The sequence below is a fragment of the Bacillus sp. FSL W8-0519 genome (genome assembly GCF_038005585.1).
GTDB lineage: Bacteria > Bacillota > Bacilli > Bacillales > Bacillaceae_G > Bacillus_A > Bacillus_A paranthracis.
Genome location: NZ_JBBOTL010000001.1, coordinates 2,621,952 through 2,637,897, shown reverse-complemented (window position 1 = coordinate 2,637,897; position 15,946 = coordinate 2,621,952). Strand labels below are relative to the sequence as shown.

The 15,946-nt window shown below is 32.2% G+C and carries 21 protein-coding genes and 1 pseudogene; 17 read left to right on the top strand and 5 right to left on the bottom strand.

What is annotated here, in order from left to right:
- Positions 1–13 precede the first annotated feature (13 nt).
- Complete coding sequence (locus NST14_RS13805; protein ID WP_048557901.1) at positions 14–550, bottom strand: DinB family protein; 537 nt, start codon at positions 548–550, stop codon at positions 14–16.
- Positions 551–814: 264 nt separating this feature from the next.
- Between NST14_RS13805 and NST14_RS13800 the strand changes: the two genes are divergently transcribed.
- The 8 genes from NST14_RS13800 (at position 815) to NST14_RS13765 (ending at position 7,214) form a co-directional block, all read left to right on the top strand.
- Positions 815–1,507, top strand: a complete 693-nt coding sequence (locus tag NST14_RS13800) for an HAD family hydrolase (protein ID WP_048557900.1) — start codon at positions 815–817, stop codon at positions 1,505–1,507.
- Positions 1,508–1,643: 136 nt separating this feature from the next.
- The gene (locus tag NST14_RS13795) at positions 1,644–2,012 is read left to right on the top strand and encodes a DUF4180 domain-containing protein (protein WP_000403460.1); all 369 of its coding nucleotides are present in this window, start codon (positions 1,644–1,646) and stop codon (positions 2,010–2,012) included.
- 108 nt (positions 2,013–2,120) lie between these two features.
- Positions 2,121–2,624, top strand: a complete 504-nt coding sequence (locus tag NST14_RS13790) for a MepB family protein (protein WP_001058770.1) — start codon at positions 2,121–2,123, stop codon at positions 2,622–2,624.
- A 138-nt stretch (positions 2,625–2,762) separates the two neighbouring features.
- A complete protein-coding gene (locus NST14_RS13785; RefSeq protein ID WP_048557899.1) occupies positions 2,763–3,530 on the top strand; it encodes an arylamine N-acetyltransferase family protein in 768 nt (255 codons plus the stop codon).
- Between the two features lie 148 nt (positions 3,531–3,678).
- Positions 3,679–4,332: a YdeI/OmpD-associated family protein gene (locus NST14_RS13780; protein WP_229142753.1), complete on the top strand. Its 654-nt coding sequence runs from the start codon at positions 3,679–3,681 to the stop codon at positions 4,330–4,332.
- 125 nt (positions 4,333–4,457) lie between these two features.
- Entirely contained in the window at positions 4,458–5,573 is a 1,116-nt protein-coding gene (locus NST14_RS13775) for an NAD(P)/FAD-dependent oxidoreductase (protein ID WP_229142752.1), read from the top strand.
- A gap of 202 nt (positions 5,574–5,775) precedes the next feature.
- Positions 5,776–6,216: an NUDIX hydrolase gene (locus NST14_RS13770; RefSeq protein WP_001202608.1), complete on the top strand. Its 441-nt coding sequence runs from the start codon at positions 5,776–5,778 to the stop codon at positions 6,214–6,216.
- A gap of 335 nt (positions 6,217–6,551) precedes the next feature.
- A complete protein-coding gene (locus NST14_RS13765; protein ID WP_130776739.1) occupies positions 6,552–7,214 on the top strand; it encodes a serine/threonine protein kinase in 663 nt (220 codons plus the stop codon).
- 102 nt (positions 7,215–7,316) lie between these two features.
- Here NST14_RS13765 and NST14_RS13760 read toward each other — a convergent pair whose 3' ends face one another.
- Both NST14_RS13760 and NST14_RS13755 read right to left on the bottom strand, forming a co-directional pair.
- Positions 7,317–7,496, bottom strand: a complete 180-nt coding sequence (locus NST14_RS13760; protein WP_048557895.1) for a hypothetical protein — start codon at positions 7,494–7,496, stop codon at positions 7,317–7,319.
- 90 nt (positions 7,497–7,586) lie between these two features.
- Positions 7,587–7,844: a hypothetical protein gene (locus NST14_RS13755; protein ID WP_000173556.1), complete on the bottom strand. Its 258-nt coding sequence runs from the start codon at positions 7,842–7,844 to the stop codon at positions 7,587–7,589.
- A gap of 136 nt (positions 7,845–7,980) precedes the next feature.
- Here NST14_RS13755 and NST14_RS13750 point away from each other — a divergent pair, with 136 nt between their 5' ends.
- From NST14_RS13750 to NST14_RS13735, 4 genes are all read left to right on the top strand, one after another.
- Entirely contained in the window at positions 7,981–9,411 is a 1,431-nt protein-coding gene (locus tag NST14_RS13750; protein ID WP_229142751.1) for a PQQ-dependent sugar dehydrogenase, read from the top strand.
- Between the two features lie 181 nt (positions 9,412–9,592).
- Positions 9,593–10,165 carry a hypothetical protein gene (locus NST14_RS13745; RefSeq protein ID WP_001079219.1) on the top strand — a complete coding sequence of 191 codons (573 nt, stop codon included), beginning with the start codon at positions 9,593–9,595 and terminating at the stop codon, positions 10,163–10,165.
- A gap of 27 nt (positions 10,166–10,192) precedes the next feature.
- Positions 10,193–10,756 (top strand): GNAT family N-acetyltransferase, encoded by a 564-nt coding sequence (locus tag NST14_RS13740; RefSeq protein WP_048557892.1) that lies wholly within the window; start codon positions 10,193–10,195, stop codon positions 10,754–10,756.
- A gap of 77 nt (positions 10,757–10,833) precedes the next feature.
- Positions 10,834–11,214, top strand: a complete 381-nt coding sequence (locus NST14_RS13735) for a nucleotide excision repair endonuclease (protein ID WP_001048949.1) — start codon at positions 10,834–10,836, stop codon at positions 11,212–11,214.
- 53 nt (positions 11,215–11,267) lie between these two features.
- Here the strand turns inward: NST14_RS13735 and NST14_RS13730 are convergent, their stop codons facing one another.
- Entirely contained in the window at positions 11,268–11,474 is a 207-nt protein-coding gene (locus NST14_RS13730) for a hypothetical protein (RefSeq protein WP_001225592.1), read from the bottom strand.
- A 132-nt stretch (positions 11,475–11,606) separates the two neighbouring features.
- Between NST14_RS13730 and NST14_RS13725 the strand changes: the two genes are divergently transcribed.
- From NST14_RS13725 to NST14_RS13705, 5 genes and pseudogenes are all read left to right on the top strand, one after another.
- A complete protein-coding gene (locus NST14_RS13725; protein WP_001104267.1) occupies positions 11,607–12,386 on the top strand; it encodes an undecaprenyl-diphosphate phosphatase in 780 nt (259 codons plus the stop codon).
- An 82-nt stretch (positions 12,387–12,468) separates the two neighbouring features.
- Positions 12,469–13,791, top strand: a complete 1,323-nt coding sequence (locus NST14_RS13720) for an FAD-dependent monooxygenase (RefSeq protein WP_229142750.1) — start codon at positions 12,469–12,471, stop codon at positions 13,789–13,791.
- A 63-nt stretch (positions 13,792–13,854) separates the two neighbouring features.
- A complete protein-coding gene (locus tag NST14_RS13715) occupies positions 13,855–14,382 on the top strand; it encodes a GNAT family N-acetyltransferase (RefSeq protein ID WP_000708331.1) in 528 nt (175 codons plus the stop codon).
- A 16-nt stretch (positions 14,383–14,398) separates the two neighbouring features.
- A complete protein-coding gene (locus NST14_RS13710; RefSeq protein WP_000999059.1) occupies positions 14,399–14,920 on the top strand; it encodes a YfiT family bacillithiol transferase in 522 nt (173 codons plus the stop codon).
- A gap of 1 nt (position 14,921) precedes the next feature.
- Positions 14,922–15,395: pseudogene (locus tag NST14_RS13705) on the top strand (GNAT family N-acetyltransferase); the annotation flags it as partial.
- Positions 15,396–15,516: 121 nt separating this feature from the next.
- On the opposite strand, the gene NST14_RS13700 reads toward NST14_RS13705, so the two are convergent.
- Positions 15,517–15,894, bottom strand: a complete 378-nt coding sequence (locus NST14_RS13700) for a PH domain-containing protein (RefSeq protein WP_000522480.1) — start codon at positions 15,892–15,894, stop codon at positions 15,517–15,519.
- Positions 15,895–15,946: the final 52 nt, after the last annotated feature.

Here is a 15,946-nt window from a genome sequence, read left to right as displayed (position 1 = left end):
TTTTCTTCAAGTATTAACTTACTGGATATGCATTAGAACCTAGATAACGTTCTTTTATAATTTGTAGATGATGAAGCTCATGTCCAGCTATGATGTATGCTAATGCACGAACTGTAACTTCAGATTTGTTCGCATATCCTTTTTGTAACCAAGTGTCTTTATCTAAGCTTTTCAGTAAATGCAAGGTAGATTGGCGAACAACTATTAAATTCTCAAGAAGATCTTGCATAGATTGCTTATCAAAAGCAGCTTTAAGAACATACATATCATCGTTATAGCCTGGAAGTTCTGCTGTCTCGCCTCGAGCGATAGATAACAAGCGATACGCCATAACACGTTCTGTATCCGCAATATGGCCGATTACTTCTTTTATACTCCATTTAGTAGGAGCATATCGAAAAAGTCCCTCACTATCAGAAATCTCTTTTAATAAAAGATTTGTTTCCTCTATTTGTTGCGCTAAAATTTGTATGATATTTCCTTCTGATACTAAGTTAACATACGTTGCATAATAGGAGTTATATTCACTTGCCTTTGGTTTAATTTGCATACGAATCATCCTTTATATTTAATCTTTACGTACAGCTTATCACAAAATAATTTCAAATTAATCTGAAAGTTCGAAATTACGATTAAAAAATTCACCTACTACCTTAGTTGAAATTGTTTATTTTCACATCAATTAACAAATAGAAAAAGGATTTTTGATTTAACTCTTAGAATATCGTTCTATTACGAGCTCTTTCATATGAATTGTTTTTTTGATTACTTTTGATGATATCTAGGAAATATAGAAAGGTTGTGAAGTTATTTGATGGGTTATAAAGCTATGCTGTTTGATTTAGATGATACGTTACTTAATAGGGATAAGGCAGTAGATACATTGTTTTTATTTGTTTTAGAAAAATGTTATGAAGATGTTAGTGATACAGTTAAAAACAATATGCTACGGAAATTTAAAGAATATGATAAAAGGGAATACGGCATGAGTGATAAAACAATAGTTTTAGAATCGTTGTTTGATGAATTTCCGCCGAAGTATAGGTTGCAACGCAATTATATCCAAGATTTTTGGAATGAAAATTTCCCTAAATGTTTTTCAATAGACAAAAATACTATTCATTTCTTAAATCATATAAAGAAGCACTTTGAAGTTGGAATTATAACAAATGGCTCAACTCAAAGGCAAAAGGCTAAAATAATTAACACAAATTTAAACAATTACTTTGATACGATCATTATTTCTGAAGAAGTAGGATTGAGTAAACCGGATAAACGTATATTTGAACTAGCATTAAATAAACTTGATGTGCAACCAGAAGATGTATTATTTGTTGGAGATGACTTAGAAAAGGATATTGCTGGTCCTCAAAATGCAAATATAAAAGGTGTGTGGTTTAACCCTCAGAAAATCAAGAATACTACCAAAATACAACCATATGCCGAGATTAACACTTTGGATAGCTTGTTAAGTTATGTTACGCCACAATATTTCTTTAACAAGTAAAATTAATTTCATTGACCGTATTAGTAATAAAAAATAGAGGCGATTTTAATAGCTGCGGCTAATTTAATCTATGATTCATACGAAGTTTTGTAAAACAATTTTACTTATACTGTGTAAATTATAAAGGGGTGAGACTATGGAAATAAAGAAAGTAGTAATCGATGGAATCAATATTGCGGTCATTAGAAATGATAAGGTATTAATATCCGATGTTCAATCTGCATTAGATACTATGGCAACTGTTCAATATGAGGTAGATGCAAAGCATATTATTATCCATAAATCTTTAATAAGTGAAGATTTCTTTGATCTAAAAACACGTCTTGCGGGCGATATCCTTCAAAAATTTATAAATTACAAGGTGAAATTTGCTATTGTTGGAGATTTCTCTATGTATACTAGTAAAAGCTTAAAGGATTTTATTTATGAATGTAATAAAGGTAAAGATATTTTTTACTTAGCAACTGAACAACAAGCAATTGAAAAACTAAGTACATTAAAGTAATAATTATATCTTGCTAAATCCCCCGATTTCACTTAGTTCATGATTATATACGATATAGAAGAACTGACGTTTGTGGTAAACTAAGAAATGAATAAAGGGGGAGTTTTCTTGAATAATTTTAATGATACGATCCGACATTTAAACAATATAGTTTACAAACCTAACAATTTAATAATTACGAATCTAAAAGAAGAAAAGCAAAACGCAGAATATGCAGGATGTATATTTCACTTAAATAACAAAACCATCCGTTTTAGAAAATCCAAAATTACTCCTAATAAAATTGGTCAATTTGTTTCTTTTTGGGAGAAAGATGACGATATGCAAAATCAAGCATTCTCTTATGACGCTGCTCCTGACTTATTAATTATTACTTGTATAGATGATAATAAACTAGGACAATTTATCTTCCCTAAAGAAATTCTTCTTAAGGAAAAAATCTTGAGAACACAAAATCAAAAAGGAAAGATGGCTATGCGGATTTATCCTATATGGGATAATCCTGTCAGTAATCAAGCTAAAAAGAGCCAAATGTGGCAGCTTCAGTATTTTGTTGATTTAAGCGATCATAATAATTTACCTATAGACAAACTATTACATTTGTATTCGTAGCTTCTTATCTTAAGTAATCTTGTTGGTTAGACTTTTTGTACCGGTACAGTTAAACGAAATGTACATTGTTTCAGTACCCCATCAAAATTACAATCAGCATATACTAGTTTAACTTATACATTTTAAGGGGTGCTGACTATGACAAGTCTACAACATAAGCTTTTTACAAGATTGAATCTTGCAAAGCGTACTAAAGTGAAGTTTGAAGAATTAAATACAATTCTTTTTGCATTTGCACACACTATACCATTTGAGAATTTAGATGTTATAGCAAGTAACACGAATACAATTACTATGGAAAATTTACAGAATAAAATTTTAAGTACATCCCGCGGTGGACTTTGTTATGAATTAAATACGCTTTTTTATTACTTTTTAAAAGATTGTGGTTATGATGTACAACTCGCATTAGGTACCGTATATAAAAATGATATAAACGCATGGGCACTTGAGAATGGACATATAACGATTATTCTAAATTATGATAACGTACGATACGTAATTGATGTAGGTATTGCTTCATTAGTACCTCTAGTCCCTGTACCTTTTACTGGTGAGGCTGTTTCTTCTAAAAATGGTACGTATCGAGTGAGACGAAAAGATACGAGTAAAGGGAATTACGTTCTAGAAAGAAAAGATACAAACGGTGAGTGGAAAGTATGTCATGCTTTTTATAATCGTATCATTGATGAAATAGTAGTGAATGATGTTCAAAAAAGAGTAGTAGAAGATGAGAAATCTATTTTCAATAAAGGACCAATTGCAGTGAAATTGACGGAATCTGGTCATGTCTCTTTAACCAATACTAGTTTCACTGAAATAGTTCATGGCGAAAAAGCGAAACGTGAAATTACAGAAGAGCAATATAGAGAGCTTTTATATACTTTATTTGCTATTGAGTTATGATAACGCGAATAGCTAGCCGGTTCTTATGAAGAATCGGTTATTTTAATTTAAAACAATTATTAAAGTTTGATTTTCTTAATAGATATAATACACTAGAACAGTATAAAAAAGGATAAACAATGAATTTTAAATGTAAAGGAAGATCTTCATGTCAATTATCGATAAATTGAAACTTAATAAGTATACGAATATGGTTGTTATTAATGAACCAAGTGATTACGAAGTTTTTACAGGAAAAGAAACTGCATTTTCAAAAGAACACGATGCTATTTTTATTTTTGTAGAAACACTGGATGAAATGGTGAAACAAACGAATTATATTATTAGTAATGAAGAATTATTAATTGAAAAAGGATACATATTCTTCGCATATCCGAAAAAAGGTAATTCTCGCTACAGTACGTTTATTCACCGTGATGAGATGTTTCCAGCATTAAACGTTGGAGAAGATGGATATGTGGGAGAAAGCGATATTAAATTTGCGCGAATGGTAAGTATGGATGACATCTTTACTGTTGTAGGTTTAAAGCGTGAGAAGAAAAAAGCGACGAAAACGCCTGCAATGAGCCAATGTGTAGCTGATTATGCAGATCGAATTCAAGATGTTGAAGCTTTATTAGTTAATCATCCAAATGAACTTAAGTTTTATCAAAGTTTAACACCTGGATACAAAAAAGATTGGGCACGTAATCTGTTTTCTGTCAAACAAGAAAAAACACGTGAAAAACGTCTTGAGAAAATGATCGAAATTCTTTCCCAAGGATATAAAACAATTGAATTATTTCGTAAAAAGAAAAAGTAAAACTAGGTAATTCACAATGATGCAACAATTAATTGAGCTTAGCACATTGTAAAAAGGATTCCTTTCAGTATACTAAAGTATGTTCTTATATTTAAATAATTAGCAAAAGAGAAAAGGTGTTTGAAATGAAATCGTATATTGTAGTTGGAGCTGGTATTTTAGGAGCGTCTACTGCTTACCATCTTGCTAAGGCTGGCGCGAACGTTACTATCGTGGATCGTCAACAAGTAGGTCAAGCAACAGATGCAGCAGCAGGTATTGTCTGTCCATGGCTTTCGCAACGTCGTAATAAAGCATGGTATAAAATCGTTAAAGGCGGTGCACGTTACTATTCTTCGTTAATTCAGCAATTAGAAGACGACGGTGAAACGGATACAGGTTACAACCGTGTAGGTGCAATTAGTTTACATACTGATGAGAAAAAACTAGATCAAATGGAAGAGCGAGCGTATAAACGTCGTGAAGATGCACCAGAGATTGGTGAAATTACGCGTTTATCAGCTGAAGAAACGAAAAAATTATTCCCAGCATTATCAGAAGAATTTAGTTCTGTTCATATTAGTGGTGCTGCACGAGTAAATGGAAGGTTATTACGTAATGCATTAATAAGTGCTGCGAAAAAACATGGTGCAACTTTTATAAAAGGCAATGCAGTATTAGTCCGTGAAGGTAGTCAAATTACGGGAGTTAAAGTAAACGATGAAACAATTTTAGCAGAGAAGGTTATTGTAACGGCTGGTGCATGGGCGAACGAAATCTTAAACCCATTAGGAATTAACTTCTTAGTTACATTCCAAAAAGGACAAATTGTTCATTTGCAAATGGAAAATACAGCAACAGAAAATATGCCAGTTGTTATGCCGCCAAATGATCAATACATTTTAACATTTGACAATGGCCATGTCGTAATTGGTGCAACACATGAGAATGATACTGGTTTCGATCACCGTGTAACGGCTGGTGGTTTACATGAAGTATTCCATAAAGCATTAACAGTTGCACCTGGCTTAGAAAATGCTACTATGCTTGAAACGAGAGTTGGATTTAGACCATTCACACCAGGGTTCTTACCTGTAATTGGCCCGCTTCCTAACTTTGAAGGTATTCTCGTTGCAAACGGATTAGGTGCCTCAGGTTTAACTGCAGGTCCATATTTAGGATCAGAACTTGCTAAGTTAGCGCTGGGACAACCAATTGAGTTAGATTTAAATGATTATGACGTTGCGGGCGCAATTGAATAACATCGGGTATGAAAAAATACACTAAGCAAATTCGATAGGAAATAAGTAGTTTTTTCTCCGTTCAGAGTAAGACTGTTTACGAAAAATGAAATTCTTTAAAAATAAAGAGCCGACACCATGAACGTGCATTATTAATGTAGAATTGTGATGTTTGCTCTTTATTTCTATTTATTTAAAGCTTTTTTTGAGAGGAGGTTAAGTAATGAGAGCACCATATCAAGTATTAATATTTCCTTATATAAAAACTGACGATTCTATTCAATATGCGATTTTCAACCGAAGTGATTATGGTTATTGGCAAGGAATAGCTGGTGGTGGAGAAGACGGTGAGATTCCTATTGAATCAGCAAAACGTGAAGCGTTTGAAGAGGCTGGTATTACAAGAGAATGTTCATATATACAATTAGATTCTGTGTCTTCACTACCAGTAGAGGATGTAGTTGGAGAATTCCTTTGGGGAGATGACGTTTATGTAATAAAAGAATTTTCGTTTGGAGTTAAAGTACCTACAAAAAACATCTCATTATCTAAAGAACACTTACATTATAAATGGTTATGCTTTGAGGAAGCCGTAACGTATTTGAAGTGGGATAGCAACAAAACAGCATTGTGGGAATTAAACAAAAGACTATTAAAACAATAAAAGTGTTAGCTAACAAAGATAGTAGTAGAACAAGAATTGAACAATTTAAAAAAATCAAATATAGATTTGGCATGACCAATGAACCAAGAGAACTTGCACTAAGAAAAGCTCTATACAGTTGCCTCTGAAAAAATGAAAATAGTTAGAAATATTTTTTTGTTGTATGGTTTTTGGCTCTGAATAGCGGAATACATATTAAGTATTCAACAGTTCAAATAAAACGAGTCATCTTTTTATTTGAAGAAGAAAGATGACCAGTTTTATGCTAAAATTCGCTTAGTGTATATTTTCGTTAAAATGTGGGCAGGCCCACTTTTAGCAAAACCGGAGTGGAAATGATGAGTATAAATTGTTTTGTGGGATTGATAAAGAATGAATTATTAAAAGAGATAAGCATAAGAAGCGAGGATGAATCCGAGCCTGTAGTAGTTAAAGATATTCCTAGACTTTGGAAGTGTTTAGGGAAAGGTAATTATGCCGCGGTATTCATGCACAAAGAGTACAAAGATTGGGTAGTGAAAGTATACGCGCGCGAAGGAGAAGGCATTGAAAAAGAGTCAGAAGTATACCGCAGAATCGGAAACCATCCTTCTTATTCAAAGCTTATTTATAAAGGAGAAAATTTCATAGTATTGAAACGGTTAAAAGAAATTACCTTATACGATGCTGTTCATAAAGGGATTAAAATCCCTAAGCAGGTGATCCTTGATATCAATAAAGCTTTAGAGTATGCAAGAGAACAAGGATTAACCCCCTGCGATGTTCACGGGAAAAATGTGATGATGGAAAAAGGAAGGGGATATGTAGTCGATGTATCTGATTTCTTAAAAACAAATGAAGATAGTAAGTGGAGAGATCTAGAAAAGGCATATTTTACATTTTATTTGCCTTTCATTTATAAATTGCCTTTCCCTGTTAAAATTCCGTATTTTATGTTAAACATTGTTAGACGTTCGTATAGAAAATATAAGAAGCTTAAAAAGAAATTCAAGTTGTAATACTTATAAGTGAACCGCTAGTAAACAAAAGGACCGTACATATTAGAGATGTACGGTCCTAATCTTTTTTATGCATACATATTTTTGCTAGTTATATCACTATCAATCCCAAAACGAGATATTTTGAATAAATGAAATCGTCAAAATAAGTGTTGATGCGGAACCAGCAGTTAATAACATTACTATTTTTCGTCCATTCTGTTCTTTTGAAGGTTTTATAAGTTCTGTAATCAACATAATCCATATTATTATAGAAACTATAGAAATAATATTTATAGACATATGTAACACATCCCTTCGTGTTTTTACATAAACATTTCTTTTTTATAAATTAAAAGCAGTTTAACAATAAAATATGTACAGCATTATAAATCAATATTTTCCTGTTAAACCACCTTTTTTAAATAGAAATACGACTGATAAAACGATAATAACTGCCTTTAAACTGCTCCAATATGGATAAACAACATGATCTGTTAGATGAGCATGCTGAAAAATGTTCTCTAATCCAAAAATCCCAATAATGACCGCTAAAAGAAAAGCAGCTTTTCCAATAGTTGTATTACGATAGAGGGTAAATAAATATAGTGCAAATATAAGCGGTAAGATGATTTGGAGTAAAAGTGTCATAAGTAGCCCTCCTAGTTTATTTATAATTATATTATATACAAAATTGTAATAAAAAGGAATTGATCTTTTTGATACTAATAAGATCCCTCTAATCATACTCTTCTATTAAAAAGAATATAAAGGGGTGTAAAGTTAATTGACAAAAGTTAAAGTTCGTTTACGACCCATTGTTCATAACATCAATTTACCCACTGTAATAAAAACAGCAATTCTTCCAGGTGAATCGGCTGAAAGGCTATTTATCGCAACGCAATTAGGAGAGGTTTTTTACATAGGAGATGACGTCATAAAAACATTTTTAAATATTCGTCAACGAATTATAAAATTAGGCACATCTGAAGAAGGTGTCTCTAGTAGTGGTTATGATGAACGAGGATTGCTAGGACTAGCATTTCATCCACAATTTTATCAAAACGGTTTATTTTATCTTCATTATTCTGTCGCTGGCACTCAAGGACCTAGTGCACTTTCTGAACAATTTAAACCGAATCCTTGTGACCCGAAAACTTTAAATTTAAAATGGCTAAATAGAGATACGCAATATGATCATATCGATACAATTGAAGAATGGATTTTACAATCAAACGGTCACCCTCAAAAACGTAGAACATTACTTAATATAAAACGCCCATTTTTTAATCATAATGGAGTAAATACTTTAAACTTTTCTCCAGAGACGGGGAAACTTGTTTTTACAAATGGAGATGGTGGCTCGGGTTATGATCCGTTCAATTTAAGCCAAGATGATTTAGAAATAGCAGGTAAAATTATTGAAATCGATGTAAGTAAAAATACATTCATAAATAATCCTCCAGTCGTTACACGCTTTAATGAACTTCCTCTATCTATACAAGAAACACTTACAGTAATTGCGAAAGGTGTTCGTAATATAACCGGTATTTCATTCCAAAGGTTTTATAATCAGTATATTAAATATGCAGGTAATGTCGGACAGGATATTGTAGAGTCTATTTTTTCATTTGTTCAATATAAACCAATCCGGGTTACCGAACTTGTTCAAATGCATGTAATGAGACTCACTTCAAATCAAGATGGATTTATTAATTTTGGTTGGAGAGGATGGGAAGGAGAATTGCCTACTTCTTTTATAAAACACTGTTCTGAAAATCCTACTTTTGATGAGAGAACAATGGCTTATTATAATGAAACAATAGAAACATCAGTGAAGCGAATTCAGCCACTCATTAGTTATTTTCATAAAGATCCAAGACCGGATAAGTTTGGAGGAACTTCACTAACAGGCGTTCAACCATATATGGGAACTACAATCCCGAATTTACATGGTAGTGTTGTGTTTACTGACCTTGCTAAAAAAGAAGAGTCTCGGCCGCCAGTTAAAGGTGTATTAGCATATACTAGAGCAGGTACAGATGGTAAACATACTGATTTTCATGTTATTGAAACTGATTATGATTTTGGTACGCAATCAGCTTATTATATGAGTTTAGGAACAAATTTGGATCAAACTAGGTTATATTTAGGAGTTTACGGTTCTATGAAAGTAACTGATTTTAACAAAGGTACCATTTTTGAAATTATCCCTTAATACGATATACACTCGTAGTTTAATCGTACAAGGAATTCCCTTTGTTTTAAAACGTACAAGTTCTCCCCCTAAAAGCCTTTTATTGTATAGTAACTCATTACAAGTAGAACACAGCTCATAAACCACTAGTGTATGAATAAGATAGAAAGTGATGGATGAGATATCTTTAGGGGGTATTTTGATGAATCGATTTGTACGTTATTGGTGTCAACTTATGATAAAGAATAATGGGGACTTTGTTCATAAAAGAAAATTATCCCTAGCAAATAAAGTAGTCATTACAGCTTTAATGAGTGCTTTGGCCACCATGTTTCAAGCAGCAGGTAACTTAATTCCTGGTATAGGGTTATTTATTAGCCCTTTTGCGACGTTACCAATTTTTTTGGCGATTTGCTACTCTATTCGTGAGGGAGTACTTTCTTATTTCCTTACTATTCTCCTATTATTTATTATTGAGCCAAGTGAACTAATTGTTTTTCCTTTTACTACAGGTTTATTAGGTATAGCCTTAGGGCTTTCCTTTATACAATTCAAGAGGAGAATTTGGGTTGTTTCCTTTTCTGCAATTTGTCTACTTATAGGAATTATGATAGTTCTCGATATTTTCCGTTTTCCAGTACTTGGTCCTACTATTCATACAACTATGGATATAAAAATTATTTTATCAATATTTATACTGAGCTTTCTATACTGCTGGATCTATGCAGGGCTTTGTAGAATATTGTTGAATAGAGTATATAGAGTATGGTTTTAACACTTGTATGGAATGGAGACTTAAAACATGTATAACGTTGCAATTAGGAGACCAAATTCGGATGATTTAGAGGAACTACACTTATTTTTCCGTATAGTTATTACGAATACATATAAAGACGAAGGATTATCACAACTATTGGATGACATAGAAAATGAAATTGACATGAAAAAGCAATATTTGAAAACAGATTTTGATAGTAATGGAGAAAAACGTTACTTTTTATTAGCAATAGATACAAATAACGATAAAATCATTGGTACAATTGAAGTTGGTCCAGCAAGTACATTGATTAATAGTTGTACAGGCGGTGTACTTAAGGATTTGTATGAAATAGGAACTGTTTTTATACTGCCAGAGTATCAAAGAAAGGGTATTGGAAGTTTGCTACTAAACACAATGTTTCTTACGTTACTTAGCAGAGGAATAACAGAATTCTGTTTAGATAGTGGCTACAAAAAAGCACAAAGTATATGGACGAAGAAGTTTGGAGAGCCTAGTTATGTACTGAAAGATTATTGGGGAGAATCAAGTGATCATATAATTTGGAAGAAGAGTTTATATGATACACCTATAATATTTGAATTATAAAATGAAATATGGCTATGAACGTAGCTTTTCTTACATATGTATGCTATTATTTATCTTTATAATAAAAGAGGACGTGAATGAACTTGATTAAAATTAGTATCCCTGAAGTTGATGTTACAATTACTGAACGTAAACAAGTTATTAGAGGAGACGAGCCAAGAATTACGCCAATCAATGGTTTTATCGATTTCCACTTGTTCCCTAGAGATAAAGGCGGCATTTTTATGTTTTACAATATTAATGACGAACTACTTTTCGTAGGTAAAGCTCGTAAAATTAGACAACGTATTAAGAAGCATTTTGAAGATAATGTTTCTCCAATCAAAAACCACCGTGATGAAGTATACCGCATTGATGCATGTATCGTAGAAGATCCAACTGAAAGAGAAATTTACGAAACATATATCATTAACGAATACAAAGCAAAATATAACGTTGATAAAGTATTCTATAAATAAGCAATAAAAAAACAATCCTAGCACATATACTGGGATTGTTTTTTTAGTTAGATTTAGCCCTCATATTTTTCTCCTTTTTTTAAATGATTAGCAACAATAAAACAAACTACACCTATACATATAAGTACAATTCCAATTGTTTTATGTTTTCCAAAAAAGAAAGGAATATCAGAAATAACATTTGTCATACATAACCCTACAAATACAAGGATAGGTCCTATCCACAGTAATACATTGCCGAATTTTGTATGTTTCCGCATAGTAAGCCTCCTCATCCCTTTTTACATATATATCCATGGATTGAAAGTAAATTCATAGAGAAATATAGTTTTTTTCATATCGAAAATTTAACCTTCATATATTGGTACAAGCAAACAAGAAAGGGGCCCATCATGAATTGGTTAGAAGCTTTTATATTAGGGATCATACAAGGTTTAACAGAGTTTTTACCGATAAGTAGTACAGGTCATCTTTATTTAGGAAGGCATTTGTTTCAATTAGATGAAGCAGGATTGTTTTTAGATACGATGCTGCATATTGGCACTTTACTTGCAGTCTTTATTTATTACAAAAAAGAATTTATATATTTAATCAAAAATCCGTTTTCAAAGCTGATGCTACTACTTATTGTTGGGACGATACCCGCAGTTGTAATCGGGTTGTTATTTAAAGACTTTTTTGAGGATATTTCAAAAACAGGTATTACGATTGGTTGGGAGTTTTTAGTGACCGGATTCTTCCTCTACATGGCGGATAAACAAAAGAATGGTCGTAAAAAAATGGATGACATTACATATAAAGATGCATTTATCATCGGTTCATTTCAAGCAGCGGCTATTTTTCCGGCTATTTCTCGTTCTGGTATGACAATCGTCGCTGCATTATGGAGGAAGTTAGACCGCGAAACCGCTGCTTACTTTTCCTTTTTATTATCAACGCCAGCTATTGTCGGAGCTATCATTTTGCAATTTGCAGATGTTTTTCAAGGGAAAGCAGAATCTATTTCTAGTACATCTTTAATTGTCGGAACGTTATCAGCAGCGTTTTTTGGATACATAGCCGTTTCATGGATGATTCAATATTTAAAACGTCACTCTTTAAAAGTATTCGCGTATTACGTATGGGGATTAGGTATTTTAATTTTAACGTTGCAATTTACTGATGTATTTTAAGTATAATGATAAAGAAGTTAATTTGTTTAAGATCCTGTTTCATTCATACAAGGCAGGATCTCTTTTTATTAAGGGGGAAAACATGTTTAATAAGGCTATCGTTATTGGTGGAAGTATGGCAGGAAAGTTCGCAGCAAAAGCATTATCAACTTCTTTTAAAGAAGTAATCATTATAGAAGCTGGTGAAAGATGGGACGGAAAGTCTTCGAGAAAAAGAGTTCCACAAAGTAATCATCCTCATGTGTTATTAAAAGGTGGAGAAAACGCAATTGAAGAATTATTTCCTAATATTACGAATGAATTAATAAAAGCAGGTAGTATCGTAAATAACTTTACTCGTGATTTAAAATGGCATCAATTTGGTTTATGGAAACAGCCATTCACAGGAGAAGTACATATGATTCAACAAAGTAGGTTTTTGCTTGAATGGCATATTCAAAAACGAATACATCAAATTTCAAATATCACCAGTAAATTTAAAACACTAGTGGAAGGGTTAATAGTAGACAGAAAAGCTAACAAAGTATGTGGTGTAAAAGTTAAATGTTTAGAGACAGACACACAAGAAGAAATACATGCAGATATTGTTGTTGATGCAAGTGGATTTAGTTCAAAAAGTATAGAGTGGCTACGAGAATACGAAATTGAAGTACAAGAAGAGAAAGTTCGTATTGATTTATTTTACGCAACGAAAATGTTCAAACTTAAAGAAAATGAGGAGTTAGACTGCTGTAATATGCTAATGTCTCCAAGTTTCCCTGACAATCCGTATGGCGTACTTATTCAAACGATTGAGGATCATCGTTATTTTGTTACTTTCAGTGGATACGCAAATGAGAAAGCACCACAAACAGATGATGAGTTTTATGATTTTGCTGAAAACCTATCAATTTCTAATGTTACAGATTTTCTTAACAAAGCTGTGGCAATTTCAGATATCAAAACGTATAAAATTCCTTATCAAGTACGTCGGAGATTTGATCTCACTACAAATATGCCAGAAGGATTATTAGTCGTTGGAGATGCACACTGTCGTTTTGATCCTGTTTTCGGTCAAGGTGTTTCCGTTGCAGCTATGGAAGCTCACCAGTTGCAATTACTTCTGCAAGGTAGAAAACAACTTGATAAAACATTTACAAAACAATTTTATAAAAAGGCAGCTACTATAATAGAAACCCCTTGGGATATGACAACAACGGAAATATCACGTCACCCGCAGCTACAGAGAGAATTAACTACAAAACAAAAATTTCAGCTATGGTATACGAAACAAATATATCGACTATCCGCAAGTAATTCTGATGTTTATATTCGGTTAGTACGAGTGATGAATTTAATTCGTAGTCCATTTCACCTATTTCATCCAAAAGTGCTACTTGCTGTGTTATTAAAACGAAAGAAATAGCAGGAAAATAGTTGATTAAAAAAGAATATATAACAGTTAGTAGATATAGAAGGGGTAATCGAAATGAAAATATACATAGAACAATTAAAGAAACACGATGCTAAGGATTTATTTACGTTTGAACTTACGAATAAGTCTTTTTTTGAAACAATGGTACCTAATCGTGGCTCGCAATATTTTGATTTTGAATATTTTCAAAAACTACTAGATGATTTATTAATAGAACAGGCGGATGGAGAATCTTATTTTTATTTAATTCGTAACGAAGAAAATGAAATTGTAGGAAGAATAAATTTAATAGATATAGATTCGGAGACTCGAATCAGTTCGTTAGGTTATCGGGTCGGAGAAAAATTTACTAAAAAAGGAGTTGCAACTGCAGCCGTAAAATTAATTTTAGACGTAGCAAAAAATAATGAAATTAATGAGGTTCATGCTAAAACAACTTCTAATAATCTTGCATCACAAATTGTACTAGAAAAAAGCGGGTTTTCTTCTTATCAAAACGAAGCAGATACAACATCTGTACAATTGAATGGGGAACAGGTGAATTTTGTACATTATATTTGGAGAAATACTTCGCGCTTATAAGAAGGGGGACTTATTCATGAATGATTTACGATATCCAATTGGGCAATTTACATACAAACGTCCTATAACGGAAGACATGATAGATACATGGATTCAAGAAATTGAAGATTTACCTAATGAACTAACGAAAGCTATTAAAGATTTAGATCAGAAGCAGTTAGACACACCGTACCGCGTTGGTGGATGGACAGTTCGTCAAGTAGTCCATCACGTTGTTGACAGCCACATGAATAGCTACATACGCTTTAAATTAGCACTAACAGAAAAGAATCCAACGATTAAACCATATAAAGAAGAAAAGTGGGCAGAATTACCTGATTCTAAATTACCAGTAGATGTTTCATTAGTAATGTTAGAGTCATTACATAAAAGATGGGTTAACCTTTTATATTCTTTAGAACTTGAAGATTTAGAAAAGACATTTAACCATCCAGATACTGGTGAAACAAAACTTGCTGCTGCAATTGGACTATATGCATGGCATGGTCGTCATCATACAGCTCATATAACTTCATTAAGAAAACGACTAAATTGGTAACATGGAGATTACATTAGAGAAGGCAACAGAAAGTGATGCAGCAGTTTTATTTCAAATGCAAATAGACTCATTTAACCCTTTATTACATAAATATAAAGACTATGAAACAAACCCAGCAAATGAATCTATTGAAAAAACTATATTTAGAATAAATAATCCCAGCAGTAATTTTTATAAGATGATAATAGATTCGAAACTTGTTGGAGCGATATGTATATCCCAAAAAGAACTACCTTATAAATTTTGGATCAGTCCAATGTTTATTCATCCAATCTATCAAGGGAAAGGAATTGCTCAGAAGGTACTTATTTTAATTGAAGAGATGTTTCCAGAAGCACGAAGTTTTGAACTTGCTACGATTTTAGAAGAAGAAAGAAATTGTTTTCTATACGAAAAGATGGGATATAAAAGAACAGAAGTAACTAAGAAATTAAATGATAAAACTACACTTATTTATTACAAAAAAGAAAGGTAAAGCGTTTAAAATACGCTTTACCTTTTTATGTTATTTTAGATTAAATATACAATTTTAATGTATATTCTTCCAAAATAATCGGATTAGTAATTTTTAAAATGAATAAACATGCAAAAATGCACTATTTCGTCGTATATGTTACCAACGCTTTTTGAATGCTTAAAACACTATCGTCACCTTTAAATTCTTTCGTAATTGGCGTGCTCAAACTAGATACCCAAATTTTAAGTTCAGCGTCTAAATCAAAATGCCCAGCTGTTTCAATGCTAAATTGTGTAATGCTTTTATAAGGGATTGAATGATACTCAGTTTTTTTACCTGATATTCCTTGTTTATCTACTAAAATAAGACGACGATTTGTGAATACAATTAAATCACGAATTAATTTATAAGCATGTTCAACTTTCTCATCGTCTAACATAATCTTCTCTAAATCACGTTCTACACTTTCTGTACTCGTATTTGATGCATTTCCTAAAATACCGCTAAATAAACCCATAGGAAATTCCTCCTCCATTATTTGTGGAATGTGTTACTTATATTGTACCATG

Excerpts from the sequence above, each read along its gene's own strand:
- NST14_RS13745 (WP_001079219.1), top strand. The coding sequence starts at position 9,593 with ATGAATCGATTTGTACGTTATTGGTGTCAACTTATGATAAAGAATAAT.
- NST14_RS13805 (WP_048557901.1), bottom strand. The coding sequence starts at position 550 with ATGCAAATTAAACCAAAGGCAAGTGAATATAACTCCTATTATGCAACG.
- NST14_RS13715 (WP_000708331.1), top strand. The coding sequence starts at position 13,855 with ATGAAAATATACATAGAACAATTAAAGAAACACGATGCTAAGGATTTA.
- NST14_RS13720 (WP_229142750.1), top strand. The coding sequence starts at position 12,469 with ATGTTTAATAAGGCTATCGTTATTGGTGGAAGTATGGCAGGAAAGTTC.
- NST14_RS13785 (WP_048557899.1), top strand. The coding sequence starts at position 2,763 with ATGACAAGTCTACAACATAAGCTTTTTACAAGATTGAATCTTGCAAAG.
- NST14_RS13740 (WP_048557892.1), top strand. The coding sequence starts at position 10,193 with ATGTATAACGTTGCAATTAGGAGACCAAATTCGGATGATTTAGAGGAA.
- NST14_RS13760 (WP_048557895.1), bottom strand. The coding sequence starts at position 7,496 with ATGTCTATAAATATTATTTCTATAGTTTCTATAATAATATGGATTATG.
- NST14_RS13710 (WP_000999059.1), top strand. The coding sequence starts at position 14,399 with ATGAATGATTTACGATATCCAATTGGGCAATTTACATACAAACGTCCT.
- NST14_RS13795 (WP_000403460.1), top strand. The coding sequence starts at position 1,644 with ATGGAAATAAAGAAAGTAGTAATCGATGGAATCAATATTGCGGTCATT.
- NST14_RS13780 (WP_229142753.1), top strand. The coding sequence starts at position 3,679 with ATGTCAATTATCGATAAATTGAAACTTAATAAGTATACGAATATGGTT.
- NST14_RS13800 (WP_048557900.1), top strand. The coding sequence starts at position 815 with ATGGGTTATAAAGCTATGCTGTTTGATTTAGATGATACGTTACTTAAT.
- NST14_RS13770 (WP_001202608.1), top strand. The coding sequence starts at position 5,776 with ATGAGAGCACCATATCAAGTATTAATATTTCCTTATATAAAAACTGAC.
- NST14_RS13700 (WP_000522480.1), bottom strand. The coding sequence starts at position 15,894 with ATGGGTTTATTTAGCGGTATTTTAGGAAATGCATCAAATACGAGTACA.
- NST14_RS13730 (WP_001225592.1), bottom strand. The coding sequence starts at position 11,474 with ATGCGGAAACATACAAAATTCGGCAATGTATTACTGTGGATAGGACCT.
- NST14_RS13755 (WP_000173556.1), bottom strand. The coding sequence starts at position 7,844 with ATGACACTTTTACTCCAAATCATCTTACCGCTTATATTTGCACTATAT.
- NST14_RS13725 (WP_001104267.1), top strand. The coding sequence starts at position 11,607 with ATGAATTGGTTAGAAGCTTTTATATTAGGGATCATACAAGGTTTAACA.
- NST14_RS13775 (WP_229142752.1), top strand. The coding sequence starts at position 4,458 with ATGAAATCGTATATTGTAGTTGGAGCTGGTATTTTAGGAGCGTCTACT.
- NST14_RS13735 (WP_001048949.1), top strand. The coding sequence starts at position 10,834 with ATGAACTTGATTAAAATTAGTATCCCTGAAGTTGATGTTACAATTACT.
- NST14_RS13765 (WP_130776739.1), top strand. The coding sequence starts at position 6,552 with ATGATGAGTATAAATTGTTTTGTGGGATTGATAAAGAATGAATTATTA.